This is a genomic window from Sphingomonas sp. 28-62-20 (assembly GCF_002281505.1).
Map to the genome: position 1 here is coordinate 36,303 of NZ_NCGH01000017.1, position 25,771 is coordinate 62,073.

Annotated in this window: 26 protein-coding genes and 1 riboswitch; of the genes, 18 read left to right on the top strand and 8 right to left on the bottom strand. The window is 61.5% G+C overall.

From position 1 onward, the window contains the following. Positions 1-2: 2 nt before the first annotated feature. Both B7Y43_RS14080 and B7Y43_RS14085 read right to left on the bottom strand, forming a co-directional pair. Positions 3-1,817: a hypothetical protein gene (locus tag B7Y43_RS14080; protein WP_374132298.1), complete on the bottom strand. Its 1,815-nt coding sequence runs from the start codon at positions 1,815-1,817 to the stop codon at positions 3-5. Between the two features lie 161 nt (positions 1,818-1,978). After that, positions 1,979-2,938: a formylglycine-generating enzyme family protein gene (locus tag B7Y43_RS14085; protein WP_374132299.1), complete on the bottom strand. Its 960-nt coding sequence runs from the start codon at positions 2,936-2,938 to the stop codon at positions 1,979-1,981. 301 nt (positions 2,939-3,239) lie between these two features. Between B7Y43_RS14085 and B7Y43_RS14090 the strand changes: the two genes are divergently transcribed. Genes B7Y43_RS14090 through B7Y43_RS14120 form a run of 7 tightly spaced genes read left to right on the top strand, consistent with a single transcriptional unit; the run spans position 3,240 to position 11,968 of the window. Further along, positions 3,240-4,055 (top strand): DUF547 domain-containing protein, encoded by an 816-nt coding sequence (locus tag B7Y43_RS14090; protein ID WP_374132300.1) that lies wholly within the window; start codon positions 3,240-3,242, stop codon positions 4,053-4,055. Between the two features lie 29 nt (positions 4,056-4,084). Continuing rightward, entirely contained in the window at positions 4,085-4,783 is a 699-nt protein-coding gene (locus B7Y43_RS14095; RefSeq protein WP_374132301.1) for a TVP38/TMEM64 family protein, read from the top strand. Next, positions 4,780-6,189 carry an NAD(P)/FAD-dependent oxidoreductase gene (locus B7Y43_RS14100; RefSeq protein WP_374132302.1) on the top strand — a complete coding sequence of 470 codons (1,410 nt, stop codon included), beginning with the start codon at positions 4,780-4,782 and terminating at the stop codon, positions 6,187-6,189. Before B7Y43_RS14095 ends, B7Y43_RS14100 begins: the two co-directional genes overlap by 4 nt. Before the next feature lie 38 nt (positions 6,190-6,227). Further along, positions 6,228-9,248 carry a TonB-dependent receptor gene (locus B7Y43_RS14105; protein WP_374132303.1) on the top strand — a complete coding sequence of 1,007 codons (3,021 nt, stop codon included), beginning with the start codon at positions 6,228-6,230 and terminating at the stop codon, positions 9,246-9,248. A gap of 27 nt (positions 9,249-9,275) precedes the next feature. Continuing rightward, the gene (locus tag B7Y43_RS14110) at positions 9,276-10,550 is read left to right on the top strand and encodes a NupC/NupG family nucleoside CNT transporter (RefSeq protein WP_374132304.1); all 1,275 of its coding nucleotides are present in this window, start codon (positions 9,276-9,278) and stop codon (positions 10,548-10,550) included. 18 nt (positions 10,551-10,568) lie between these two features. Continuing rightward, positions 10,569-11,180 carry a CDP-alcohol phosphatidyltransferase family protein gene (locus tag B7Y43_RS14115; RefSeq protein WP_374132305.1) on the top strand — a complete coding sequence of 204 codons (612 nt, stop codon included), beginning with the start codon at positions 10,569-10,571 and terminating at the stop codon, positions 11,178-11,180. Next, on the top strand, positions 11,177-11,968 hold the full coding sequence (locus tag B7Y43_RS14120) for a sterol desaturase family protein (protein ID WP_374132306.1): 792 nt from the start codon (positions 11,177-11,179) through the stop codon (positions 11,966-11,968). Before B7Y43_RS14115 ends, B7Y43_RS14120 begins: the two co-directional genes overlap by 4 nt. 120 nt (positions 11,969-12,088) lie before the next feature. Here B7Y43_RS14120 and B7Y43_RS14125 read toward each other — a convergent pair whose 3' ends face one another. Continuing rightward, entirely contained in the window at positions 12,089-12,700 is a 612-nt protein-coding gene (locus B7Y43_RS14125) for an aspartyl/asparaginyl beta-hydroxylase domain-containing protein (protein WP_374132307.1), read from the bottom strand. A 62-nt stretch (positions 12,701-12,762) separates the two neighbouring features. On the opposite strand from B7Y43_RS14125, the gene B7Y43_RS14130 reads away from it, so the two are divergent. From B7Y43_RS14130 to B7Y43_RS14150, 5 genes are read left to right on the top strand one after another with little or no spacing between them, the layout of a single operon-like run. Beyond that, entirely contained in the window at positions 12,763-14,016 is a 1,254-nt protein-coding gene (locus B7Y43_RS14130) for a hypothetical protein (RefSeq protein WP_374132308.1), read from the top strand. Next, positions 14,006-14,965, top strand: a complete 960-nt coding sequence (locus B7Y43_RS14135) for a hypothetical protein (RefSeq protein WP_374132309.1) — start codon at positions 14,006-14,008, stop codon at positions 14,963-14,965. Before B7Y43_RS14130 ends, B7Y43_RS14135 begins: the two co-directional genes overlap by 11 nt. Continuing rightward, positions 14,962-15,876, top strand: a complete 915-nt coding sequence (locus B7Y43_RS14140; protein WP_374132310.1) for a sulfotransferase domain-containing protein — start codon at positions 14,962-14,964, stop codon at positions 15,874-15,876. The genes B7Y43_RS14135 and B7Y43_RS14140 overlap by 4 nt, the downstream gene beginning before the upstream one ends. After that, a complete protein-coding gene (locus tag B7Y43_RS14145) occupies positions 15,873-16,136 on the top strand; it encodes a PqqD family peptide modification chaperone (protein ID WP_374132311.1) in 264 nt (87 codons plus the stop codon). Before B7Y43_RS14140 ends, B7Y43_RS14145 begins: the two co-directional genes overlap by 4 nt. Then, positions 16,133-18,043, top strand: a complete 1,911-nt coding sequence (locus B7Y43_RS14150) for an asparagine synthase-related protein (RefSeq protein ID WP_374132312.1) — start codon at positions 16,133-16,135, stop codon at positions 18,041-18,043. Before B7Y43_RS14145 ends, B7Y43_RS14150 begins: the two co-directional genes overlap by 4 nt. A 20-nt stretch (positions 18,044-18,063) precedes the next feature. On the opposite strand, the gene B7Y43_RS14155 is transcribed toward B7Y43_RS14150, so the two are convergent. Continuing rightward, the gene (locus B7Y43_RS14155) at positions 18,064-18,216 is read right to left on the bottom strand and encodes a hypothetical protein (RefSeq protein WP_374132313.1); all 153 of its coding nucleotides are present in this window, start codon (positions 18,214-18,216) and stop codon (positions 18,064-18,066) included. 387 nt (positions 18,217-18,603) lie between these two features. Between B7Y43_RS14155 and B7Y43_RS14160 the strand changes: the two genes are divergently transcribed. The 4 genes from B7Y43_RS14160 to B7Y43_RS14175 are packed head-to-tail and all read left to right on the top strand — an operon-like array spanning position 18,604 to position 20,824. Next, a complete protein-coding gene (locus tag B7Y43_RS14160; RefSeq protein WP_374132314.1) occupies positions 18,604-19,110 on the top strand; it encodes a phage tail protein in 507 nt (168 codons plus the stop codon). Between the two features lie 36 nt (positions 19,111-19,146). After that, on the top strand, positions 19,147-19,683 hold the full coding sequence (locus B7Y43_RS14165; RefSeq protein ID WP_374132315.1) for a phage tail protein: 537 nt from the start codon (positions 19,147-19,149) through the stop codon (positions 19,681-19,683). A gap of 17 nt (positions 19,684-19,700) precedes the next feature. Next, positions 19,701-20,234 (top strand): phage tail protein, encoded by a 534-nt coding sequence (locus B7Y43_RS14170; RefSeq protein WP_374132316.1) that lies wholly within the window; start codon positions 19,701-19,703, stop codon positions 20,232-20,234. Between the two features lie 5 nt (positions 20,235-20,239). Continuing rightward, positions 20,240-20,824 carry a GNAT family N-acetyltransferase gene (locus tag B7Y43_RS14175; RefSeq protein ID WP_374132317.1) on the top strand — a complete coding sequence of 195 codons (585 nt, stop codon included), beginning with the start codon at positions 20,240-20,242 and terminating at the stop codon, positions 20,822-20,824. Here B7Y43_RS14175 and B7Y43_RS14180 read toward each other — a convergent pair. The 3 genes from B7Y43_RS14180 to B7Y43_RS14190 all read right to left on the bottom strand — a co-directional run bounded on the left by B7Y43_RS14180 (position 20,817) and on the right by B7Y43_RS14190 (position 22,421). Next, entirely contained in the window at positions 20,817-21,119 is a 303-nt protein-coding gene (locus B7Y43_RS14180) for a hypothetical protein (protein WP_374132318.1), read from the bottom strand. The two genes, B7Y43_RS14175 and B7Y43_RS14180, sit on opposite strands and share 8 nt — an antisense overlap. 103 nt (positions 21,120-21,222) lie before the next feature. Next, positions 21,223-21,870: a DsbA family oxidoreductase gene (locus tag B7Y43_RS14185; RefSeq protein WP_374132319.1), complete on the bottom strand. Its 648-nt coding sequence runs from the start codon at positions 21,868-21,870 to the stop codon at positions 21,223-21,225. A gap of 53 nt (positions 21,871-21,923) precedes the next feature. Beyond that, positions 21,924-22,421, bottom strand: coding sequence for a lasso peptide biosynthesis protein (locus B7Y43_RS14190; RefSeq protein WP_374132320.1), 498 nt, complete (start codon positions 22,419-22,421; stop codon positions 21,924-21,926). Positions 22,422-22,513: 92 nt separating this feature from the next. Here B7Y43_RS14190 and B7Y43_RS14195 point away from each other — a divergent pair, with 92 nt between their 5' ends. Both B7Y43_RS14195 and B7Y43_RS14200 read left to right on the top strand, forming a co-directional pair. Next, positions 22,514-24,217 (top strand): ABC transporter ATP-binding protein, encoded by a 1,704-nt coding sequence (locus B7Y43_RS14195; protein WP_374132321.1) that lies wholly within the window; start codon positions 22,514-22,516, stop codon positions 24,215-24,217. Between the two features lie 27 nt (positions 24,218-24,244). Then, positions 24,245-24,326, top strand: a riboswitch (ZMP/ZTP riboswitch). Between the two features lie 18 nt (positions 24,327-24,344). Beyond that, positions 24,345-25,043 (top strand): DJ-1/PfpI family protein, encoded by a 699-nt coding sequence (locus B7Y43_RS14200; protein ID WP_374132322.1) that lies wholly within the window; start codon positions 24,345-24,347, stop codon positions 25,041-25,043. On the opposite strand, the gene B7Y43_RS14205 is transcribed toward B7Y43_RS14200, so the two are convergent. Next, positions 25,034-25,666 carry a DedA family protein gene (locus B7Y43_RS14205; protein WP_374132323.1) on the bottom strand — a complete coding sequence of 211 codons (633 nt, stop codon included), beginning with the start codon at positions 25,664-25,666 and terminating at the stop codon, positions 25,034-25,036. The two genes, B7Y43_RS14200 and B7Y43_RS14205, sit on opposite strands and share 10 nt — an antisense overlap. Between the last annotated feature and the right edge of the window lie 105 nt (positions 25,667-25,771).

Sequence of the window (25,771 nt, forward strand, 5' to 3'; positions counted from 1 at the left end):
TTTCAGGCCACTTTGCCGTTCGATGTTCTTGAGCGTCCCGATCGGAACGTCAGCCTTGGGAAGAAATGAGCTATCGCCCCGTCCGACCAGTGTTGATTGCGAACGCCGGTCGTTTTCGTCAGCGGCGTGACGGCATTGGTGAGCGGGACTGCCTCTACCCGGTTCTTGCGCGAACGCGGCAGCCATTCGGCCATCAACCTGTCGTTCGGATAGTTGAAGAAGCTCTTTTCGCCGACCTGATCCCCTGCCTTGTTGAGGGCGATCGTGTGGATGACCTCGGTGGGCCGATGCTGCGCCAAATCCCAAATCAGAAACCCCACTGGAAAGTTGCCTTTCAGGTCGTCAAATGCCTTGCTGTGAACGATGAAGCCATCGAGATACCGAGCGTCCCAACGCCTCCGAAATTCCTCGAAGTTTGGCGCATTGACGTATTTCAGGGTGCTAAACATCGCTAGCTTTGCGTTGGGTAGCTCGATGAGAATACGGTGCAGGAACTGCACGAATTTTTCCCGCGCCGCGTAGCCGAGGTCGCTCATGCCATGGCTAATGCGGGTCGTGGCGATGCCGGTCTTGCCAGCGTTGCCGATTGAATTGCCTGCCTCGCCGTAAGGCGGATTGATCAGCACCAGGATCGGCTTCGCGCCCTCCACTCCCGCCTTGCCATCGGCAATCGCCTGTCGGAGCGCCATTGGCACCTTGTTCGACAGGCTGTAATCGATCTCGCCGAAATCGGTGACGTCGTCGTTGAGGTAATCGTACGGAAAAATCTCCGCGCCGGGAAACAGCCCGCGCGCGCGAATGTTGTCGATGTCGGGCTGGTCGAGCGTCGACATGTACAGGTTGCGCGGGTTGCTGTGCGACAGTTCTAGATTGCCGACACCGCAGCACATATCCCAGATGATGTAGTTTTCCTGCCACCCTTCGCCGAGCGTCGCGGTCAACAGGTCATATGCCTTATCGACGATATGCGGTGGGGTGTAATATGCGCCCTTGAACTTCTGTTCGTCGATCGGCAGCAGCATGTCGCGCCGTTCGAGTAGATAGTCCCGGTCCTTCTTTGCCGGAGGACGATCGTAAATACGCCAGAAATTGCGGTAGCCTTGCAGGCTTGCCGGTTGAAAGCGTTCATAGGCCTTGCCACGCTTTAGGTAGAAAACGGGTGTTCCCCCCTCGCGCCCCAGCCGCGCGGACAAACCGTTTATGGCGGTCTCGTCGCTCACCTCGTCGTGCATGATGTCGGCGAAGAACAGCTCGGCATAGTCGCCTTCCTGTCCTGCGGGCACGCCGAGTTCGCGCCCGACCAGTTCCTCCCATTTGTTGAATGCCTGACGCAGATTATCGCGCGTGATTGGCGTGCGGACGATGCGGCCCTCGCTGATCGCGGCTTTGACGGCGGCGACGAACTCCTTTTCGTCCGTCGCGATATCATAGGGCGTAAAGTGCCCGTCGATATGGGCGGCGACCTGCGCGATGCACGCTCTGCCGACGGCAGAGGCGGATGCGGGCCACATAATGGCGGGGTCGTTGAGTACGGGCCGCGCAAGCTCGGTTTCGAGGATCGCGGCCTTTTCCCGGTCTACCACCGCGAGGAAGGCGGGGATCGGCTGGCCCACCGAATGGGCCTGCCGCACGTAAAAGAGCAGTTGTGCGAACATGGCCGCGGCCGATTTGGGAACGTATTTGGCTTCGAACCATATGCTATCGGTCTGGATGTCGACTTGGCCTTTCGACACATTCTTCAGGCCGAGCGCCCTTACGTAGGCGTCCTTGACGTCCTCTTCGGTCTTCGTCCGCGCGAGTGCGACAGCCAAACTCATGCAAGCGCTCCCGCTTGGCATGATCGCTCGATCATGCAGACGGCGGTCGCCCGCAACCGATCAAGCTCGGCGCGATATTCGTTGATGAGTGCCTTGCTGATGTTTCTGCTCCCCGTCGCCGCCACGTTGCGCAAGGCTTTGGCGGCAAGCAAGAAAAATCCCTATCCCCCCGCCCCAACCTTGCTCACCAGCCGCACGCCGACATGGTTTGCGCCCAGCCCGCCTTCCTGGAATTGCCGGGCAGCGGGGCGATAGCGCGCGCAGTAATTGCCAGCGCACAGATAGGAACCGCCCTTGATGACATGGCTTCCCCCGCTGCGATCGGCCCCTGCACCGGCGGGCTCGCTGGTCCATTCCCAGACATTGCCGATCATGTCGTACAGCCCGAACTTATTGGGTTTGAAGCACCCCACCGGCGCGCGGGCAGTGAAGCCGTCTATCCCCAGGTCGCGGCGCGGGAACACGCCCTGATAATAATTGGCCTGAGGGGTGCCGCCGCTGTCGATCGGTTCGGCCAGGGCAGATTGCGCTGGCTGGCCGGCGCGGGCGGCATATTCCCATTGCGCTTCGCTCGGCAGTGCCTTGCCCGCCCAGCGCGCATAGGCCTGCGCGTCTTCATAGGCGATCTGCACGACGGGATCGCGGTCCCGCCCCGTGATCGAGTCCGCTGGGCCAGCGGGGTGCCGCCACTGCGCGCCGGGCACCCAGCGCCACCAGCGCGGATCATCCGCATCGGGCACGGTGAACACCGCTGATCCGGGCTGGGCCATCTCCGCCGGGGCACCGGCCAGCGGCGGCGGCGTGCGCTCTGCGATGGTGCGATAGCCGGTTGCCGCCACGAAGCGGGCAAAGTCAGCATTGGTCAGTTCATGCGTATCGATGCGAAAAGCATCGACATGCACGCGGCGCGGCGGGCCTTCTTCAGGATATTGGGGATCAGCGCCCATGATGAAATCACCGCCGGGCAGCGTGACCATCGCCGGGCCGCTCAGCGCTGGGCAGGCGCGGGCGGGCGGCTGATCAGGGCTGGCGGAGCAGGCAGCGAGCAACAGGGTGGTGAGCAGCACGCCGGAGGCGTGGCGGCATGGGGATGGCGGCATGATCGGCTTATTCGCTGGCATCTGGATCACTCACCCGGCAGGACGTCTTTCGTCTAGATCGGGCTTGGCCGTAACGCATCACGCCCCTGGCGCGAATAGGGGTCACGACTATGAGCGCATGGGGCACAGCAAAGCGCCCACAAGCTGCCGACTCTGGGGTATCTGAAGATCGTGAGTCAGCGCGTTATACCCCAAAAACGCTCCAAATGCCCAAGCACCGGTAAATCCAAAGTGCATCGATCCCCGTTCCTGCCCCCAGTTTCCGGCCCCCAGTTTCCAGCCGCCAGTCTCTGGCCCACACCATTGCAAAGGATGAACCCGCATGAAGACGATCAAACTGGCGCTTACCGGCTTTGCCGCGATGATGCTGGCGGCGGCACCCGCTGCTGATGCGGCGCCCAAGCCGCAACTGATCGCGCGCTGGCAAAAAAGCGGCGCGGGGCAAGCGGTGGATTATCGCGGCTGGGGTGCTTTTTTGAAAACCTATGGCGGGCGGCTGGCCAGCGGGCGGACGGTGGTTGCCTATGGCCGCGTCTCCGCAGCGGACAAGGCGTCGCTGTCGGCAACGGTCAACGCGTTTGAAGCGGTCGATGTCGATCGGCTGTCGCGCGTGCAGCAACATGCCTATTGGATCAACCTGTACAATGCCGCGACGGTTGAGGTGGTGCTGGGTTCCTATCCGACCAAATCGATCCTGAACATCAAGGATGGCCTGTTCCCGACTGGCCCCTGGGACCGCAAGGTCGTCACGGTAAAGGGCATGAAGCTGAGCCTGAACGAGATTGAACACGGCATTTTGCGGCCGATCTTCAAGGACCCGCGCACCCATTTCGCGATCAACTGTGCCTCGGTCGGCTGCCCCAATCTGGTGCTCCACCCCTATGAAGCCGCCAGTCTTGACGCCGAACTGGATGCAGCGGCGCGCAGCTATATCAATGATCCGCGCGGCTTTCGGCTGACGGGAACGCGGCTGATCGCGTCGCAGATCTTTGATTGGTATGGCGTCGATTTTGGTGGGCCAAAGGGCGTGCTTGCCTTTGCGCGCCGCTTCGCCGATCCGCAGACTGGTAAGTTGTTGGCCGGCCGCACGACGATCGACGGCTATGACTATGACTGGGCGATCAACGAAGCTCGATAAGGGCGGCACTGCACAAAGGAAGCATTGATATGCTAAAGCGATTTGGGCCGTTGATCATCCTGGTGGTGATTGCCGTCGCCTTTTTTGCAGCCGGCGGGCAGCATTATGTCACGCTCGACGCGCTGCGCGATAACCGGCAATTCCTGGTCGATTTCGTGGCGCGCAATCCGATTGGGTCGGCGCTGGCGCTGGTCGGCATCTATGCCGCTTTGGTCGCGATCTCGTTCCCCGGTGCAAGCTTGCTGACGATTGCGGCGGGGCTGTTTTTCGGCACCGTGGTCGGCGGCAGCCTGGTGGTGATCGGCGCGACATTGGGGGCGACGATTGTGTTCCTGATCGCACGCAATGCCTCGGGCGACGCGCTGCGCAAGCGGATCGGCAATTGGGGCGAGAAGCTCGCCGACGGGTTTGAGAAAAATGCGTTCAGCTATCTGATGTTGCTGCGGCTGTTGCCCGTTGCGCCGTTCTGGCTGGTCAATATCGTGCCCGCCCTGTTCGGGGTGAAGCTGCGTGATTATGTGCTGGCGACCGCGATTGGCATCATTCCCGGTACCTTTGTCTATGCCTCAATCGGCGCGGGCGCGGGCGCGGTGCTGGCGGCAGGGCAGGAACTGAACCTGAAGGGCGCACTGCTCAAGCCCGAAGTGATCGGGCCGATCCTGGGGCTCGCCGCGCTGTCGCTGATCCCCATAATCTACAAAAAATTCCGTAAGGAGCCGGTCGCATGATCGAGAAATTCGACCTGTGCATTTTGGGCGCGGGCTCTGGTGGTCTCTCGGTCGCGGCGGGCGCGGCGCAATTGGGCATGAAAGTCGCGCTGCTCGAACCGCACGAAATGGGCGGCGATTGCCTCAACAGCGGCTGCGTGCCGTCAAAGGCGCTGCTGGCGGCGGGCAAGGCCGCGCATGCGGGCGCGGCGGCGGCGAAGTTCGGCGTTGCGTATGATCCGCCCCGCGTCGATTTCGGCGCGGTGAAGGATCATGTCGCGGGCGTCATTGCCACGATCGCCCCAGTCGATAGCCAGGAACGGTTTGAAGGGCTGGGCTGCACCGTCATCCGCGCAGGCGGCAAATTCATCGATCGCAAGACGGTTGAGGCGGGTGGCCGCCGCATCCGCGCGCGCCGCTTCGTGATTGCGACCGGCAGCCGGGCGGGCGTGCCGCCGATTTCGGGCCTGGCGGACGGGCCATATCTGACCAACGAAACAATCTTTCCCCTACGCGATCAGCCAGAACATCTGATCATCATCGGCGGCGGCGCGATTGGCTGTGAGATGGCGCAGGCGCATCGGCGGCTTGGCTCTGCGGTGACGATTGTCGATCGCGGATCGATATTGCCCCGCGACGATGCCGAACTGGTTGAGATCGTCCGGCAAACACTGACGAATGAAGGCATCGCCATCATCGAACAGGCCTCGATCAACGCTGTCGCGCACGACGGCGGCAAGGTCCGGCTCATGCTCGGCGACGGGCAGGTGATCGCAGGATCGCATCTGCTGGTCGCTGCCGGCCGCACGCCGACGGTTGAGGGGCTTGGCCTGGACAAAGCGGGCGTCACCTATTCCAACAAGGGCATCGTCGTCGATCCGCGTCGGCGGACGAGCAATAAGCGCATCTTCGCGATCGGCGATTGCCGCGAAGGCCCGCAATTCACGCACACTGCCGGTTATGAAGCCGGAATCGTCATCCAAAACGCGCTGTTCCGCATCCCCGCCAAGGTTGATTATGCGGCCTTGCCCTGGGTGACCTTTACCGATCCCGAACTCGCGCAGGTCGGGCTGACTGAGGCAGCGGCGCGGGCAGCGCATGGCGATGACGTCCGCGTTCTGCACTGGCGCTTCGATGAGAATGACCGGGCACAGGCTGAAAAGCGCACCGAAGGCATGGCCAAGGTTGTGCTGGTCAAGGGCAAGGTGGCTGGCGCGTCGATCGTCGGGCCAAATGCGGGCGAGCTGATCCAGACCTGGACGCTGATGATTACCGCCAAGCTGGGGCTGCGCCAGTTGACCGGCATCATCGCGCCCTACCCAAGCTATGCCGAAATCAACAAAAGGCTGGCGAGTTCGGCCTATACCGCCAGCCTGTTCAGCGACCGAACGCGGACGCTGGTGCGCTTTTTGCGCTGGTTCGGTTAGGGTAACAACGACCATAGTTGACGTAATGGGGGTAAGTGATGAAGCGATATCGGGGGTTTTTGGCGGGCGCGGCAATGGTCGCGGCTGTCGTGGTGGCAAGCCCGGCAATGGCGCAGCTGGCCGGGCTGAAAGTCACCGTGGTGGACGAGGCAACCGGTGCGCCTGCCGCCAATGCCGAAGTGGTCGTCACGAACCCGGCAATCGGCTTCGAGCGGACGCTGAAAACCGATGCGCAGGGCCAGTTGCTGCTGGACGGTTTGTCGACGGTCGGCAGCTATAGCGTCAGGCTGACCGATGCCGATCCCGCAACGGGGTCGGTGCCCTTGTCGCTGCGGTCGAACTTCACCCAATCCGTGACCTTGCGCCGCGCCGACACCCAGGACGCCATCGTCGTCACCGGTGCGCGCGCGACCTCCGGGGTCAACACCGTCAATGCCGAAGTCTCCGGCACATTGTCGGCCCGCGAATTGCGCGACTTGCCGATTGAGGGGCGCGATGTCGTCTCCGCGCTGATCCGGCTGCCCAATGTCGTACCATCAACTGGCTTCTTCAACGAGGCGCCAACGGTCTCGATTAACGGCGCCAATGGCCTGTTTACCAACTATCTCATCGACGGCCTCGACAATAATGAGAATTTCCTGGGCGGACAAAAATTCCCAACACCGCTCAGCGCAGCGGCTGACGTGACTGTACTCAGCAACAATTTCTCGGCCGAATTCGGGCGTACCGCCAATGGCATTGTCAACATCACCTCTAGAGGTGGCGGCAATGAATTAAAGGGCGAGGGCTATGTGCTTTATCGCCCCGGTCGCCCGGTTGACAGCGCCTCCCCCTTTCCCCGCCGCGACCTGTCAGGCAATCCGGTTGGCGACAGTTTCAGCCGCATTCAGGGCGGCGGTTCGATCAGCGGCCCCATCGCCAAGGACCGCACCTTTTTTGCGGCGTCGCTGGAATATACCCGTGACGTCAACGACAATGTCGTCGATTCCCCGGCGCTGGGAATCATCGGCGCGGTGCGCGGCACCAACCAATTTTATCTCGGGTCGATCCGGATCGACCACCAGCTGACCGATGACTGGTCGCTCAGCGCGCGCTTCAATTACGGCGATGTCGCTGTCGAGCGGCCCGGTGGCAGCCTGGGCGGCGGTAGCGTCAGCTTCCCCTCGGCGGGATCGGTCGAGGAGCGCAAATCGACGCTCGCCGCGCTCACTGCGGTTTATAACGGCGACCGGCTGACCTATCAGGGCAGCTTCCAGTTCAGCCGCTTCAATTGGGATTTCGCGCGCGCCCGCGCGGGCGGGCCGCAGGTCGCCGCACTCGGGCCGACCGGCCTGACCGTCGCGGTCGTCGGCGACCCGGGCTTTGTCTTTGTAGAGACCGAGAATACATACCAGACCCAACATAAATTCACCCTCGATCTCGGCGATCACCGGCTCAAGATCGGCGGCGAGTTCCTGCACAGCGATTTCGCGCTGGCAGGCGGCGGCAATCCGGATGGCAATTTCACCGTGCAGCTGACCCAGGCGCAGCTCAATGCGCTGCGCCCGCGCGGGCTTGCCCTGGGCGCGCAGGATATCCTGTCGCTCAACCCGGTTGTCGCCAATTACGGCGTCGAAATCCGCCCCGCGACCTTTGGCACCGGGCAGAGCCAGGTGAACGCTTATGTCGAGGATGAATGGCAGCTTCGGCCCAATCTGACCGCGACGCTCGGGCTGCGCTGGGATTATGATTCGCTGTCGGCACAGGGCGGCAATGGCGGTGATTTCAACAATGTCGCGCCGCGCTTCGCCGTGAACTATCAGCCTGATGCCAAATCGGCGATCCGCTTCGGCGTGGGGCTCTATTACGATAAGATCCCCTATGCGATCATCTCCGACGCGCTACAGCGTTCGACAACGAGCCCGGCTTTTGTCGGGCAACTCAATCGGCTGGTGACGCTCGGCATCCTGCCCGCCAACACCAATATCGCCGCGGCGACTTTTGACGGCAATCTGACCGTCAACCCGGCCTGCACCACCGTGGCTGCCTGCCCGCCCGCCGCGAGCGTCGCGGGCTTGCGCGCGACGACATCCAGCGACGAAATCCGCATCCGCAACCCCAATGGCTATGACAATCCCTACAGCCTGCAATTGTCGGTCGGCTATCAGCGCGAAGTGGCAACAAACCTCACCGCCAAGATCGATCTGATCTACAACCGGTCCTATAATCTCGTCCGGTTGCGCGACCTGAATGCTCCTGCGCCCTTCACCCCCAATGCCGCCGCGCTGACTCCCGCCAATATCGCTGCGCTCAGGGCGGCGCCGACCAATGCCGCACGGATCGCGCTTGCCCAAAGTCTGGGACTGGTGCGATCGCAGGCCGCCGCCGATGCGACCCGCCCGGTCTTGCCGGTTGCGGGTGGGGCGCGGCAGATCACCGTGTCCGAAACCGGCGGCACGTCCGAATATCAGGCGCTGAATGTCCAGCTGATCAAGGAAAAGGGCAGCGACTGGTTCGCGGGGCGAGTCAGCTACACGCTGTCACGGCTGAGGAACGACACCGACGACATCAACTTCCGTGCCTCCAACGGCAATGATTTCGCCGCCGAATATGGTCCCTCGGTCAATGATCGCAGCCATGTGATCTCGGCGACTGCCTATCTCTATCCGCTTAAAGGCCTTACCTTTACCGCGACGGGCTTGTTTCAATCGGGCCAGCCGGTCAATCTGGTCCCTGACGCGAGCATTTTCGGGACGCAGGATTTGAATGGCAGCGGTTTCTCCTTCGGCCAGCAATATGTCGGCAACGCCAATCGCCAGCCTGGCGAAGGCCGCAATTCAGGTCGGCTCGGCTGGTCGCGCACGGTCGATCTGGGGCTTCGCTATCAGGTGCCGCTGCTGAACAAGGGGCTGACGCTGTCGGCGGATATCTTCAACGTCTTCAACGCCAATAATCTGTCGGGCTTCGCCAACGCGGCGACCACCTCCAACCAGGTCCAGTTCGGCGGCGGCGTGCCCTTTGTCCAGCGCAATGCCGGGCCGCCGCGCCAATTCCAGTTCGGCGCGAGCTGGTCATTTTGATGGCCGTTCGATGATGGAGCCCCGTTGATGGATTGGGGATTACTGCCCAATCTGCGCAGCCTGATCGGTCTGATCGCCATCATCGCCTTATGTGCGGCGGTCAGCGAGCGGCGCGGGGCGTTGCCCGGCTGGCGCTGGATCGCGGGCGCGGTGGCGTTGCAGTTTGCGCTGGGGCTAGTGCTGGTCAAGGCCCCGCCAGTCTGGGCGGCGCTGGCGGCGGCGAATGAGGGCCTGTCGGTGTTGCAGACCGCGACCGACAAGGGATCGCGCTATATGTTCGGCTATCTCGCCGGGGGTGACCTGCCCTTTGCGGTCAAGCCGGGCGCGCCACCACCGCTGATCATCGCGTTCCAGATTTTGCCACTGGTGATCGTCACATCGGCGCTGGCGGCACTTTTTTGGCATTGGGGTATCTTGAAGCGGGTCGCTCAAGGGCTGGGCTGGATGCTTGAACGCACGCTGGGGATTGGCGGCGCGGTTGCGCTCAACGCGGGCGGCAATGTCTTCCTGGGTGTGGTCGAAGCACCGCTGATCGTGCGGGCGTACCTGATTCATATGAGCCGTGCAGAGATTTTCGCGGTGATGGCGATGGGGATGTCGACCGTATCGGGGGTGGTGCTGGTCCTTTATGCCCAGACGCTGAAGCTCGTTGTCGATAATGCGTTCGGCCATATCATCACTGCATCTCTGATTTCGCTGCCGGCGACGCTGCTGGTTGCGCGGTTGCTGATCCCCGGCGACGAAGCCACCCCCGCCGACCGATCGGACGAGGATTTGAAATACGACAACAGCGTCGATGCGCTGGTGCGGGGCACGCTCGATGGGTTGCAGCTGTTCCTGTCCATCATTGCGGTGCTGATCGTTGTCTTCGCGCTGGTTGCATTGACCGACAATATCCTTGACCTCGCGCCCGATCTCTGGGGCGCGCCGTTGACGCTGCAGCGCCTGTTTGGATGGATTTTTGCGCCGCTGATGTGGCTGCTCGGTGTGCCCTGGGCCGATGCGCAGACGGCGGGATCGCTGATGGGGACCAAGGCGATCCTCAACGAATATGTCGCCTATCAGCAAATGGCGGCACTCGGCGCGGACGCGTTCAGCCCGCGTGGCAAGCTGATCACCGTCTATGCCCTGTGCGGTTTTGCCAATCTGGCGAGCATTGGGCTGGGGGTATCGACGCTGTCGACGCTTTGCCCGGCGCGACGGGGCGAATTCGCGGCACTGGGCTTCAAAAGCTGGTTCGCGGGCAATCTGGCCACGATGATGGTGGGGGCCGTGATCGGCGTGCTCACGCTCACCGGTTGAGCGCGCTATAGCGACACAATGTTCGACGCCCGCCTCCGCCCGCTGATCGATCCGCCGCTCAACCGCGTGGCCGCGCTGTTGGCGCGGGCCGGGGTGACGCCCAATGCGCTGAGCATCATGGGCGCGGTCGCCGGGATTGCGGCGGGGGTTGCGATCGCCTTTGGCCAGTTCGGGCTGGGCTTCGCGCTGATTGTGGTCAGCCGGATCAGCGACGGGCTTGATGGCCCGGTTGCGCGCCAGACGCGCAGCACCGATCTGGGCGGGTATCTCGACGTCGTGTGCGACTATGCCTTTTACACCGCCGTGCCGCTTGGCTTTGGCTTTGCGCAGGCCGATTGGGCGCTGCCCGCCGCCTGCCTGCTCGGCGGTTTCTTGATGGCGGCGACGAGTTTTCTAGGGTTCGCAACACTCGCCGCCAAACGTGGGCTGGAGACGAGCGCGCAGGGCAAGAAGAGCTTCTTTTATCTCGGCGGGCTGGCGGAGGGCGCGGAGACGATTGCCGTGCTGGCGCTATCGGCGCTGGTCCCTGCCTGGTTTCCGGTTCTGGCTTATGGCTATGCGCTGGTCTGCGCGGCGACGGTGGTGGGCCGGGTGGCGATTGCCGCCCGCATGCTGAGCGATGCGGAATGAGCCAGATCGGCCTGATTCGTTTCGCCATTTTCGTGCTGGTCTTTGCAGGTTTCGCGCTGCTCGAACGCCGCTACCCGGCGCGGCGCTGGCGCACGGCGATGCAGTCGCGCTGGTTGAGCCACGCAACGCTGGGCGGACTGAGCCTGATCATCCCGACGATCATCTTGCGGCTGGTGCCGATCCTCGCGGCGGCCGGCGCAGCGCGCTGGGCAGAAGGCGCGCAGTTCGGGCTGCTCCACTGGCTCAGCCTGCCGTCCCTGATCGCGATTCCATTGGCGATTCTGCTGCTTGACCTTGCCATTTATGGGCAACACCGCGCGATGCATCGCTGGCCGCTGCTCTGGCGCTTCCACGCGGTCCACCATCATGACCATGATCTGGACGTCACGACGGCGCTGCGTTTCCACCCCGGCGAAATCCTGCTGTCGACATTTTACAAGGCAGGCGCCGCCGCGCTGCTGGGTGCGCCGCTGATCGCGGTGGTGATCCACGAGACGTTGTTGTCGACGATGGCGATCTTCAACCACGCCAATATCGCGCTGCCGCCGCGCGCGGAGCGGCTCATCCTGCCGATCCTTGTCACCCCGACCATGCATGTCCGCCACCACAGCATCGTGCGCGGCGAGCATGATGCCAATTACGGCAATATGCTGAGCATCTGGGATCGGCTGCTGGGCAGCTATTGCCCCGAGCCCGCCTTTGCAGGCCCCTTCGCGATCGGCCTGGCCGAAACCCAGACGCGCAACGTCACTGGGCTGCGCTGGCTGATCGAGCGACCCTTTCGGTAAAACGCCGCTTCCGCAAAAGAAAATGGCGGCGGATTGATCGATATCCGCTGTTATCATTGGCTATTCTACAGACGCGCTTCGCCTTGCAAGCCTTGCTGCCCGATCGGCGGGCGGCGTGGCCTAGGCGCCCTGCCCTGCCGCCTGTTCGAGCAGTGCCATCAGCCAAGCATTGACGGTGCAATCGATCACGAGATGGATGCGGTCGCTGGTGCCGCGATTGGCCACGCTGTGCGGATCGGCCAGGCGGAGATACCAGGCACTGCCCGGTGCCATCACCACCGGCACCCGATTGACCAGGAATTCGACCTGATCGTTGGTGGTGATCGGCACATGGATCCGCGCTGATCCCCATTCAGCCGCAAGATCATGATCACAATGTTCCTTGATGATCGATCCCGGCGCCAGCCGCATCAGCCTTACGCATTGCAGTGGACAATCGAACGCGGCCAGCACGGACCGGACATAAGGCATTCGCGCCAGGAGCGGCGTATCTTCAAAAACGGTTGCCGTCGGATCAGCAAAGATCTGCATCACGGGATGCGTCGCCCCGGCGCGATGTCTGAGCGGCAAGACCGTCCAGCTGCCCTGATAATTCTGCGCGACCAGATGATCGATCCATCCAAAATCATCAGTCACGGTGAGATCGGCCTGGAGTTGTGCGTGATCAAACGCCAACGGGAGCAACAATCGATCCGGCAGCAAGAATGACGATTGTTGCGATAGCGGGATCACGATAACACCCCTGAAGTAAAAGTGCGCAAAGCTTGATTTACGTCGATCAATTAAGGTCAATAATGTTTGATATGCCATTATCACGCACGATTGATAGCGCCAATCAGGATGATCTCAGCGCCCGCCTCCAACAGTGGCGGCAAGCCATCCTCGCCGATCCAGCGTTGCAGCATCGATTGGTGATGATTGAGGATCCTGATCAGTTTATCGCTGCCAACCAGGCCGAAGCGCTGCATCTTGATATTGCCTTGCCCGCGACGATGATCGCCAATACCCTCCAGCCTGATCCGCTTGGGCTCGACCGGTTCGATCAGCACTTAGCCAATGCTTCGGCTTGGCCGGGCCCTGGCTGGCGACCGATTGGGCTCGTCCCCGCGCAGGGCGACTGGGCAGTCGACTGGGCACATTTCGCCGGACAAGCGCTGACCCAGCCCTTTTATGAAGATGCCCTGCGGAAGGCCCGACAGCGACCGTTGAACCGGCTGATGCGCGTCCGCACCTCCCTGACGACGCTGACCGAAACCGCCCCGGCGCAGATGGCCGTGCCGAATGGGCTGATCTTCCATCTGTCGCGCTGCGGATCGACATTGGTGACCCAGATGCTGGCGGCGATTCCAGGGGCGACCATCGTGTCGGAGCCGCCACCGCTCGATGGCGTTATCCAGCTGATTCAGGCCAATCCCGATTTGCCGATGAACTCTGCGGTCGCGCTGGTGCGGGCCATGGCTAGCGCGCTTGGCCGACCCGATCGCGACGGCGCAACGGGCCCATTCGTGATCAAGCTCGATAGCTGGCACAGCCGGGCGCTGCCGCTGCTGCGCCTTGCCTTTCCGGATACCCCGTGGATTTTCCTATACCGCGAGCCGATCGACATTCTTGTCTCGCATCACCGGATACGCGGGATGCAGGCGGTGCCTGGGATGCTGCCCGATACCATATTCGACATCCCCGATTCAGACACGCTGTCGCTTGATGAATATGCCGCGCGGGTGCTTGCCACCATCTGCCAGGCGGTTCTTGATCAGCCGGCCATGGCCGGGGGGATGCTGGTCAACTACAGCGAACTGCCCGATGCGGTGGTGCGCCGCATCCTGCCGCATTTCGGCATCCTGCCCGATCCCGCCAGCCAGGCGGCCATCACTGCGGCATCGACGCGCAACGCCAAGGCGCCCCATGAGCGTTTCACCCCTGATACCGCCGAGAAGCGCCACAGCGCGAGCCCATCGATCATCGCCGCCGCTGCACTGGTCGCTGACGCCTATCGCGCGCTTGAAGAACAGCGACACGCCGCCCTGCGGGACGGCGATGCCCGCTAAGCCCACCCTATCGAACGGCTTGGCGCAGCACTTCTATCTCAGCGCCGGGCTGGTCGTGGCGAGCGACCTGCTGCTGCCGGGGCACACGCCCGCGCCGCCCGGTGCGGTGCCAGACCTGGTCATTGCGCAGGGCCCGGTGCCCGACCGGATCGACGGCGCCCATGGGGGCGGCCCGACCTGGCAGTATAATGACCAGCAAATTGTACTGGAAATCCCCACCGTCGCCCGGTTCCTGATCAGCACTGGCACGACGATTCATTATGCCCCAGATCCCACCGCCACACCGGCCGACATCGCCGCTTTTGCGGGGGGTGGCGTCCTGGGCATGCTGTTGCACCAACGCGGCATGGTGGTGCTCCACGCCAGCGCGATCGCGTTGGGCGGTCGCGCGATCTTGTTTACCGGCGCGTCAGGGGCGGGCAAATCAACGCTCACGGCAGCACTGGGCAAGCGCGGCTATTGCCAATTTGCCGATGACCACTGCGCGCTGTCCGTTGATCCGGCTGGGCGGCCCTGGATCGCCAGCGATGGTGCGGCACCCAGGCTATGGGCCGACACAATCGACATGCTCGCGCTGGGCGCACAACAAGGTGCAGCGCTGCGACCATCAATCGAAAAATTTCACCTGACAGCGCCGCACGCCCCCCGGCCGCCGCTGCCCTTTGGGGCATTATACATACTGGCGGAGGACCGACCACCGCATCGTGCCGGGATTGCGCAGCTTAGCTTGCCCGATACCGCAAAATATCTGTTTGCTGAGGCCTATCGCCCGGAATTGGCGATCGCGCTTGATCAGCAGGTCGCCTATTTTCGTGCCAGTGCCGCGATCGCTCAGGCTGGCCGCCATGTGTATACACTTACACGCCCGCGCCGGTTCGATGCCCTGCCAAAGGTTATCGATTGGCTTGAAGCGCATTGGCGCGACATCGCTCTGGCGGGGCCGCCATGAAACGCACCTTTTGGCTGGCGTCCTATCCCAAATCCGGAAACACCTGGTTTCGGATCCTCCTCGCCAATCTGGCGCATGGTGGCGAAACGCCGATCGACATCAACGCGATTGACAGCACGGATGGCATCGCCAGCGCCAGGCGATCGTTTGATGATCATCTGCTGATCAGCAGCGCGCTGCTGGGGCACGACGCCGTCGATCTACTCCGCCCCGCGCTTTATGCCCACCTCGCCGAACGGGCGACAGAGCGCGACGATCAGCAACACATGCCCGTCCGTTTCGTGAAAACGCATGATGGCTATGCGCGGAATAGTCGCGGGGAGCCAATCATGGGTGGCGCGCACGCGGCCGCCGGCGCGCTGCTGTTCGTCCGCGATCCCCGCGATGTGGCCTGTTCATTTGCCCATCATTTCCATGTGTCACTGGATCACGCGATCGCCACGATGGGTCAGGCCGATCATTGTTTTTTCGGGACGCCATCGACGCAATGGCCGCAGCTGCGGCACCGAACCTTTGGCTGGAGCAGTTTTGCCGCGAGCTGGATCGATCAACTCGACATTCCAGTTCATGTGATCCGCTACGAAGACCTGACGGCAGCCCCCCATGAGACGGTCGCCGCCGCGCTTGGCTTTGTCGGATGGCAGGCGAGCTCGGCCGCGATTGATCGGGCGATTGATGCCGCCGCCATCGACAAGCTGCAGCACCAAGAGGCCGAACATGGCTTTGCCGAAAGCAGCCAGCGCGCCCGACGCTTTTTCAGAAAAGGCATTGCCGGCGGCTGGCGTGACGAGCTGAGCACCGCACAAATCGCCAAAATCGAACAAGATCATTGGCCGATGATGCAAAGATTCACGTATATGCTAAACAGACCGACAACAGTGGCAGATTCACGGGGATTGAACGGCCAATGATTCACCGAAAGCAAGACTGGATTTCGGCCAAGGTCGGCGATGAGATTGTGATGATGAGCGTATCAAATGGCCGCTATCTTGGGCTAAATACCGTCGGCGCCTGTATTTGGGAGATGCTTGAAACGCCGATGACAATGGAAGAAATAAAAGAGCAGCTATTAGAACAATTCAATGTGTCCGCAGAAGTTTGCGGCACTGAAGTTACCGCGTTTATCGAAAAACTCGCAGAACAAGAAGCCATCACCATCGATCCACAATGAGCGCAATCTATGGCATTTGGCGGTTCAACGGCGCGCCTGTTGATCCACATGATATAGACAATATGGGCGCGACCATGGCGCACCGCACCAGCGATGGCCGGGAATGCTTTATCGATGGGTCGATTGGCCTTGGCCATGGGCTGCTGCGCGAAACACGCGAGGACGCAGCGGACGCGCAGCCCCTTTATGACCGAGACGCCGCCCTGGTGCTGGTCGCCGATGCGCGGATCGACAATCGCGACTCGCTGGCCGATCAGCTGGCGATCGATCCGGATACGCTGGCCACCCTGCCCGATAGCGCGCTGATCCTGCGAGCGTACCGGCAATGGGGCGAGGCGTGCGCTGCGCATCTGCTTGGCGATTTCGCCTTTGCACTCTGGGACGTCCGCGCCCGCAAGCTGGTGCTTGGTCGCGATCATATGGGCCAGCGTTATGTCCATTATCACCAGGGCGACGGTTTTTTCGCCTTTGCCACTGAACCCAAGGCATTGCTGAGCCTGGCCGATATCCCCCGCAAGCTAGATGACAGCATGATCGCACGGATGCTGTGGATGGATCTGGCGCCCGGCAATGGGGAGACATTTTTTGACGGTATCCGCGGCATTGCCGGCGGGACGACGCTGACAATCGCTGCCGATGGCAGCGCGACGCCCCGGCGATTTTGGTCAATTGCGCCCGACCCGGTGCATCTCGGCCGAACCCCTGAATATTATGTCCAAACCTATCGGCGGCTGCTCGCCGAGGCTGTGGCGTGCCGCGTCCGCCGCGCGATTGCGCCACCGGGGCTGATGCTAAGCGGCGGGTTTGACAGCAGCGCCATTGCTGGGTTGAGCCGAGACGCACTGCCCGTAGGCATGAAACTCGTTACCGTCAGCTCCGCCCTCGCGCCGGGTAGCGACCATCGCTTTGACGCACGGCCAAAGGCACAGGCTTGCCAGGATGCCATGCCGCATCTTGACCATTACTGGTTCGTGCGGACGACCGAGACGCCATTTGACGATTTTGAAAGCCAGTGCTTGGCCAATGATCGTCCACCAATTGCTTCCTGCCACGTCCTTCAGGGGTTGAGCCGCCGCCTTGCGGCGCAGGGCTGCCGAGTGGCGATGGACGGATTTGGCGGCGACCAGACAATCAACCCAAGACGCAATCGCGCATTGGCTGCAGTGCTGGCGCGGGGCCGCCTGGTGCCTTTCTTTAAGGGGGCTTTTGGCGCTGCCCGGCATCGACAGCAATCGGTGTGGACACAATTCGCCCGCGTTCGGCGGCAAATCGTCCCGCGCCCGGTGCGCGCGCTGTGGCGACATTTGCGATATCAGCCTGCGCCATGGCGGCGCTTTGCCTATGCGGCGCCGACACTCACAGAAAGAATGGTCAGAACGGGGAAGCTAACAGAGCCCAACCCGCTAAAGGCCGATGAACGTCAGAATGAACCGGCCAAGGACAAGATGCTGCTCGACATCATCCAATGCTGGGCTCGCCCCAATCTCGCGATCGAAATGGCGGCAGCTGGGCTGGTGCTCACTCGGCCGATGCTGGACAAACGGATTGTTGAATTCGGCCTGGCGATTCCCGAGCATCTTCATTTCAGCGATGGACGGGCGCGCCATCTTGCGCGGCTGGCGTTGAGCGATGTGCTGCCCGCGACGCTGTGCGCGGCGCCGCCGGGCCAGGAATATTTTGATCCGAGCTTCAACGATACCGTGAACGGTATGATCGGGGAGATTGCGGAGGCGCTGGACGGCCTTGGCGATCATCGCACGGTGCGTGATTATGTCGAGTTGGCGGACCTGAAGCAGGACCTATCGCTGGAGCGACTGCAGGACAGCCAATTAGAGCGCCCCGCGCGCGGTATCTATGCGCTGCAGATAGCCAAATATATTAGGTGGTTTGAGCAACAAAATCACTAGACGACCAAGTCATCAGGGCGTCAGCTGCCCCCATTGAGTTGAGTGATGGGATCGAAAAAATTCTCTGTATTGCTAACCGACGTACCCGCGAGAGTGCCCGTTTCGATTTCGGAGACAATCACGAGCGGCGTTTGCCACTCCCGCTTCAACGTTCCTTCGAGCTGAGCAATCATGATATGTTCCTCCATCAACAGAATTGTCCGTCTTCAAGCCAATGATACCGCATTTCAGCGCCCATTTACAACATATGACACGCTGACAAATTTTTATCGACCACATCGCCCGCTACCAAGCAACAAGATGGCATCGTGATCCACTTTTTTGTTTTGGGCATTGATCCTGCTATCCGGTCGGCGTGTTCAGTAAACCGTTCGTTACAATTATGTAACTTTGTACATGCTTCATGCCAATGCCTGCTGCCAATCAACGTGAGGACCTGCAGCCTGACAACCGTGATAAGGATATTGCAAGCTATCCCAATTCTTTTATGGTGATTGAAAGGAGCGTGACACGTCGAGTCGTGATTATTTGTGTAAAACGATAATTTGAGGGGAATGCAAATGGATCCGTTCATAGGCGAAATAAAATTGCTTCCCTGGGATTGGGCACCAAAAGGTTGGGCGTTGTGTTTTGGTCAACAAATGCAGATTGCACAGTATCAAGCATTGTTCTCACTGCTCGGTACACAATTTGGGGGTAACGGTGTCCAGACATTTAACTTACCAGACATGCGTGGGAGAACCCCATTAGCAAGCCCCACGCCGACATTAGGAGCAGCTATCGGCACCGAAGTCGTTTCGTTGACTGTAACGACGATGCCTGGCCATAATCATGGTTTCACGGCGACATCGGCCCCTGCTTCAAGTAATCCGGCATCGGGCAATATCGTTGGCACCGACGCTCAAGGTGCAATTGATTTCCTGGCCGCTGGGCCCGCTACGCCATTTCCGATTAATGCAGGGACTATCGCGCCAAATATAGGTGGCACGGCCCATAATAATATGCAGCCGTATCTCGTAATGAATTACTGCATTGCTTTAGTGGGTATTTATCCATCGCGAAATTAATCGATCGCCGCTGCAACAGGATAAGGGAGGGGCGTAATGTCTGATCCATTTTTAGGCGAAGTTCGCATGTTTGGCGGGAATTTCGCGCCAAGAGATTGGGCCATGTGCAATGGCCAACTCATCTCAATTGCACAGAATTCCGCGCTTTTTTCGCTCATTGGCACGGTCTATGGTGGCGACGGGCAGGTAACATTTGGGTTGCCTGATATGCGCGGTCGCCTGCCAATCTCGCAGGGTCAAGGGCCATCATTGTCGCCGCGCACGATGGGCGAGAGAGCCGGATCGGAGACGGTGACGTTGCTGCCGAACAATCTTCCGGCGCATTCGCATTCGTTCAACGTCTACAATGTCCCAGCAACCACGTCGACGCCTGGGCCAACAGTGTTGCCGGGCGTTGGAACGGGGGGAGGCAGAATGTACGTCGTGCCTGCTGGTGCAGCGACGACACCGGTCCAACTCGCGCCCGCAGCCGTTCTGCCTGCCGGATCTAGCCAGCCGCACAATAATCTCATGCCGGCCTTGTGCGTCAGCTTCATCATTGCCCTGCAGGGCGTTTTTCCCAGCCGCAACTAGCACGCAGGAGCAAGATTATGTCATCGCCATTCATCGGTGAGATCCGCATCTTCGGCTTCAACTTTGCCCCCCGGGGTTGGGTTTTCTGTAAGGGGCAACTCCTGCCGATCAGCCAGTATTCCGCCGTTTTTGCGGTGCTGGGCACAAGCTATGGGGGTAACGGGACGACCAATTTTGGGATTCCCAATTTCCAGTCCAATGCGCCAATGGGATGGGGGAATGGCCCCGGCCTGACGCCACGCGCGATCGGCGAGCAATCCGGCACGCCGTCGGTTACCTTGTCGCCGTTGGAAATGCCGGCGCATAATCATCTGGTCAACGGCCAAGCCCCAACAAACGCCGCGACGCAGGTCGTGAATACCCCAACCAGCACCGCCAATATCGGCTTTTCAGCCGGCGCTAGATTATACGCGGCTCCGCCCGCCACGACGACGCTGGCACCGCAAGCGATTGGCCCAACCGGCGGATCGGGCGCGCATGACAATCAGCAACCGTCACTGGCATTGAACTTCTGCCTTGCCATTGAGGGCGTTTTCCCGGTGCGCAACTAAACAATATGGGGAATGGCGATCATCGCGCGCCGTCGGCATTTACCCTGCCGGCGGCGCTACGCGTTCGGGGCTATGGTTTGCGGCCAGAGGGCGATGCTGATCTCCCTTTTCTCTTCGCGCTCTATGCGTCGACCCGGGCAGAGGAAATCGCGCAGGCGCAAAGCTGGTCAGATGACCACAAGCACGCCTTTCTGGCCCAGCAATTCGATGCGCAATATCGGCATTATCGGCAGCATTTTCCCGATAGCGCCTTTGATATCATCGAACATCACGGCGAGCCGATCGGTCGGCTCTATCTGGAACGCCGTGACACCCGGCTGCACATCATTGATATCGCGCTGATGCCGGGGCAGCGCGGCAATGGGATCGGCACCGCCATTCTCACCGCGCTGATCGATACAGCAGCGCAATCCGGCCTTGGCGTCGGCATTTTCGTGGAAAAATTCAATCCGGCGTTACGCCTGTATCAGCGGCTTGGTTTTGTCGACGTCAGCGACACCGGCGTCTATCTGGAAATGGAGCGCATGGCGGAGAACGCCACCGTCACAGATCAACGACAGGCTCAATCCAATTGCGATCGCCTCAATTGAAACTTGCCGCATATTGCACGCCTTCGTCGTTGCAATTGAAGGGCCCAAAGAAAATCTCCACCTCGCCCATCGCCGCGTGCCGAAAAACATAGCCGCCCTGTGGAATGGCATCCGGCACAGCGGATTGGAAAATCAGCGTGAAGGGATCACGTGCCTGGCCCGAATATCCGGAGGCCCGGCCGCGCTCAACCGCTGTCAGCGTCAGTGGCAGCGTGGCGCCATTGTCGCCCACCACCGTGAAGTCGCTGCCGACATGCGGCTCAAAATGGCTATGCAATAAGATCAAATCCTGCATGACGTCGCGCGCTCCCCTGACCGTTTCACTGCGTGTCCGGTGCTACGCTGGCCGATCCGACCGCGCCGATCAAGCCCCTGAATCGACGCTGGCTTTTGCCTCATCAGGCTTCCGCGGCAATCGCCCGCAATGCCTTTTCAAACGCCTCGATCGGCTGGCCGCCAAGGATCAAATATTGGTCGTTAATCACCACCGCCGGCACCGCTGTGATTCCCCGCTGGCGCCAAAGCTGTTGAGCGGCACGCACCTCTTGCGCAAATTGGCCCGACGTCAGCACGGCACGCGCCGCCGCCGGATCAAGCCCCGCCAAGACGGCAGCGGCAACCAGCACGTCGTGATCGCCAATATTCTGGCCCTGGGTAAAATAGGCATCGAACAACGCGCGTTTGAGCGCGGCCTGGTGGCCGCTCGCTTCGGCCCAATGCAACAGCCGATGCGCATCAAAGCTGTTATAGATTCGGCTATGCTCATTCCCCGTCATGGTAAAACCAAGGTCGGCGGCGCGCGCCTGGATCATCGCCCGATTGGCGGCAGATTGTTCAGGCGTCGATCCATATTTCTGGGCGACATGCTCGACGATATTCTGGCCCTCAGCCGGCATATCGGGATTAAGTTCAAAGGGTTGGAATGTGATCGCGGCGTCGATACCATCGCTTGTGCGCACCAACGCCTCCTCCAGCGCGCGCAGGCCGATAATGCACCATGGGCACGAGATATCAGAAACAAAGTCGATCTTCAGATGGGTCGGCATCGGCTGGGCCTCCGGCGATGATGGCCGCCCATCCTAGCGCCGCCGACCGGCATTTACAGCGGCGATACGGGGCTCGGGACGAAACACCCAAGCGGCACAAAGTCGCGCGGAACAGGATAGCCGATCACCCGCACCCCGGCGGCATCAAGCCAGGCATGTGCGCTAATCCGCCCATCGCTGGGGAACGCAGCGAAATAAATGAACGCACCAACGTCCCGCGCCCTCAGCATAGCGTGAACGGCAATTGCCTGTTCAAGACATTTGGCCCGAAACGGCATGAACCGGGCGACCGCGCCCACTGCCCAGCCAATCTGCCGCGCCAGCCGCGCGGTGGTGATTTCGGCGGGGCTGGTTGGGGGTTGCATCGCTGGCACGGCATCAGCCGGGATCATCGTGCCGAGCGTATCGGCGATGCGGGTCCAGCCCTGCGTCTTGATCAGCAAGCGCGCGCGCATGAGCTGGCCGATCGCCTCGACAACCAGCAACTGACGTCGGGGGCCAACCGCCGCCAACGTCCCGATCTTGCGCGCCACCGTGTTTGCGATTGCCATGTCGATCTGCTGCCTTGTCGCGCGACGCTAGTCACGGGCAGCGAAAAAGCCAAGCCAGGCCGTGCGGTTACGGGATCAGGCGCGGCCTCCTCATGATGCTGGTGCGCGGACGATCCCTGCGACGCTTCCTTGGCTCGCTGCTGATCAGCGGCGGGCGGCGCGGGGTGTTGGCTCTGGGCATCGTGCTGCTGGCTGCGGGGTTTGAGGGGTTGGGGCTTGCCTTACTTGTGCCGATCATCGGCATCGTGCTTGGGCAGGGTGGCAATCCTGCCGGTCAAACCATGCTGGGCTGGGTCAGCTCGCTGATTGGCGGCAATCGCCAGACGCTGCTGGTCACCGCGCTTGGCGTGTTTCTGCTGGTGATGATCCTGCGCAGTCTGGTGCTGTTCGCGCGCGACCGGGTGCTGTGGCACATGCAGAGCCGCTTCGTCGCTGAACAGCGCACCCGGCTGGTCAATCAACTGGCCGCGGCGCGCTGGTCCGATCTGGTGACGCTCGACCATGCCGGTGTCACCAGCCAGCTGAGCGGGGAGATTGGCCGGGTATCGACGGCAACCACCCAATGCTTCCAAATCATCGTCGCGTTGACCTTGTTGATTGTCCAATGCGCCCTGGCCTTGCTGCTGGCACCGGGCTTTGGCGCTCTGATACTGCTGTTGCTGGCCGCGATCGCGCTGCCGGCGCTTGCCCGGCTCGATCGGATCGGCACGCTCGGCCAGTTTAGCAGCAGCGGCAATGCCGAGCTACTGGGCGCGATCAACCAGTTGCTGAACGGCCTGAAGGTTGCGCTGGCGCAGGGAATGGGCCCGCAATTCTCGGGCGCTTTCGATCGGCTGCAACGGCGGCAGCTGGGATTTCAACGTGAGTTTTCGCTCGCGCGCGCGCGCGATCAATTGCTGTTCGGGGTTGCCTCGGCCGTCGCGGTGACGGTGCTGGTCGGGACTGGGATTGGTCTGTTCAACCTGTCGCCAGCGATCTTGATCACAATGATTGTCATCTTCACCCGCGTTGCCGGCCCGATCCGATCATTGCAACAAGCGCTGCCGCAGCTGTTCTTCACGTTGCCGGCCTATGAAGCAATTGTCGAAATGCGCACTGCATTGGCGGCAGCGCGCGCCGAACCGGCAACGCCGCTGCCGCTGGCGCCGGGCCCCTTAATTTTTCGCGATGTCTGCTATCTTCACCGCCAGGGCGGCGGCGTGAAGCGCGGGTCCTTCACGATCGCGGCCGGCGAGATGATCGGCATTTGCGGGGCATCCGGCAGCGGCAAGACCAGCTTGCTTGATCTCGCCGCCGGGTTGCTGGTGCCGCAATCAGGGACCATCCAGATCGGTACCACGTCCCTTGACGCGCACCACCTGGCCGCCTGGCAGGAGCGGATCGCCTATGCGACGCAAGAGCCTTTTCTGTTCTTCGGCAGTGTGCGCGACAATCTCCTCTGGGGCGGTGCGGCCACGGAGGATGCGTTATGGGCGGCCCTGGATCGGGTTGGGGCTTATGGCCTGGTCAAGGGGCTGAGCAATGGGCTGGACACGCTGGTCGGCGAACGCGGTGCCGCGCTCTCGGGCGGCGAACGGCAACGGCTGATCCTGGCGCGGGCATTGCTGCGCAAACCAGCGCTGCTGATTCTGGACGAGGCAAGCAGCTCGCTTGATGCCCCATCGGAGGCCGCGATTATTGGGGCGTTTCGTGCACTCGATCCGCGTCCGGCGATCCTGTTTGTCACTCACCGCGCCGAAAGCCTGATGCTGTGCGACCGGGTGCTGACGATGACGGCTGGCGAAATCACTGATTGAGCAGCAGCCCAATAGTCAGTAAACTCGTTCGGCTTGCGTAACTGGCGATCAGGTGGAGCACCACCGGGGAGCGCAGGCCAATCAACGCCGCATCGCCTGGGCATCCCTCAACCCAATGGAGGTTTGCATGCCCGACCTTGCCCCAATCCATATCGCTTTTCTGCTTTTCCCTGATGTCACCCAACTCGATCTGACCGGCCCGGCGCAGGTGCTGTCACGGCTGGGCAATGTCACGATCGATTTGGTCGCGGGCAATCGCGATCCAGTGATGACCGATGCCGGCTTTGCGCTGCTGCCAACCGCCAGTTTCGCTGATGCGCGCGCCTGCGACATCCTGTGCGTCCCCGGTGGCTTCGGGACGGCCGATGCTGTGGAGGATGCGGCGACCCTGGACTGGGTCCGTCAGGCAGCATCGGGCGCTGCATGGATCACCAGCGTGTGCACCGGATCGTTGATCCTGGGCGCAGCGGGATTGCTGCAGGGGTACCGCGCGACCACCCACTGGGCATCCCACCATATGCTGGCGCGGTTTGGGGCGATCCCGGTGCAGGAACGGATCGTGTTCGATCGCAACCGCGTGACGGGCGGCGGAGTAACGGCGGGGATTGATTTCGCGCTGGCGCTGACGGCGGCGATCCGCGGCGAAGATCATGCGCGGCTCGTCCAGCTATCGCTTGAATATGATCCCGCGCCGCCCTTTGCGGCGGGCTCCCCAACCGGCGCAGGTTCTGAGATTCTGGCCCGCTATCAGGCAATAACCAAAGGCCGCCGCACCAATAGCGACCAGCGCATGGCCGCCGATGCTGCGCGGCTTGATCAGTTGTGATGCTTTAAATCGCGCAGCTTGTGGCGGATATACCAGATGGCCGTCACGACAATCACAGCGCCGATCAGCAGATCGGCGCTGTGGAATGCAGCCTTCATCCAGGGGCTGTTATTCCACTGATCGCCCAGCACCATCCCGACATAGGCCAGCCCGAAGCACCACGGCCATGACCCGATAAAGGTATAGATATGGAAGCGCGCCAGCGGCATCCGCGCGACACCTGCTGGAAAGGCAATGAACGACCGGATCACCGGCAGCAGCCGCCCGATCAGCACCGCGCTGTTGCCATAGCGTTCAAAGAAGCGGTCCGCCTTGTCGATCTCGCCGGGCCCGATCAGCACATATTTGCCCCAGCGCAAAAATGCCGGGCGACCGCCGCGCTTGCCGATTTCATAAGCCGGAATCGACCCGAGATTGCAGCCAATCGCGCCTGCGGTCGCCGCCAAATACAGATTAAACTGACCCGTCGACACCAGATAGCCAGCAAAGGGCATGATGATTTCCGACGGCAATGGAATGCACGCGGATTCAATCGCCATCAGCAAGACGATGCCAAGATAGCCCCCGCTTGAAATCACCCAGATGGTAAAGCCGGCAAGCAGCCCAAGAATATGTTCGACCATGGTCCCGCGATTGCGCGAACGGCCCGCAGATTGAAAGCGATTTCTGCCGCGCGCGATGCGGCTATAGTCAAATGCCGGGACGCCCGCATCGCCGCTGCCAATGCA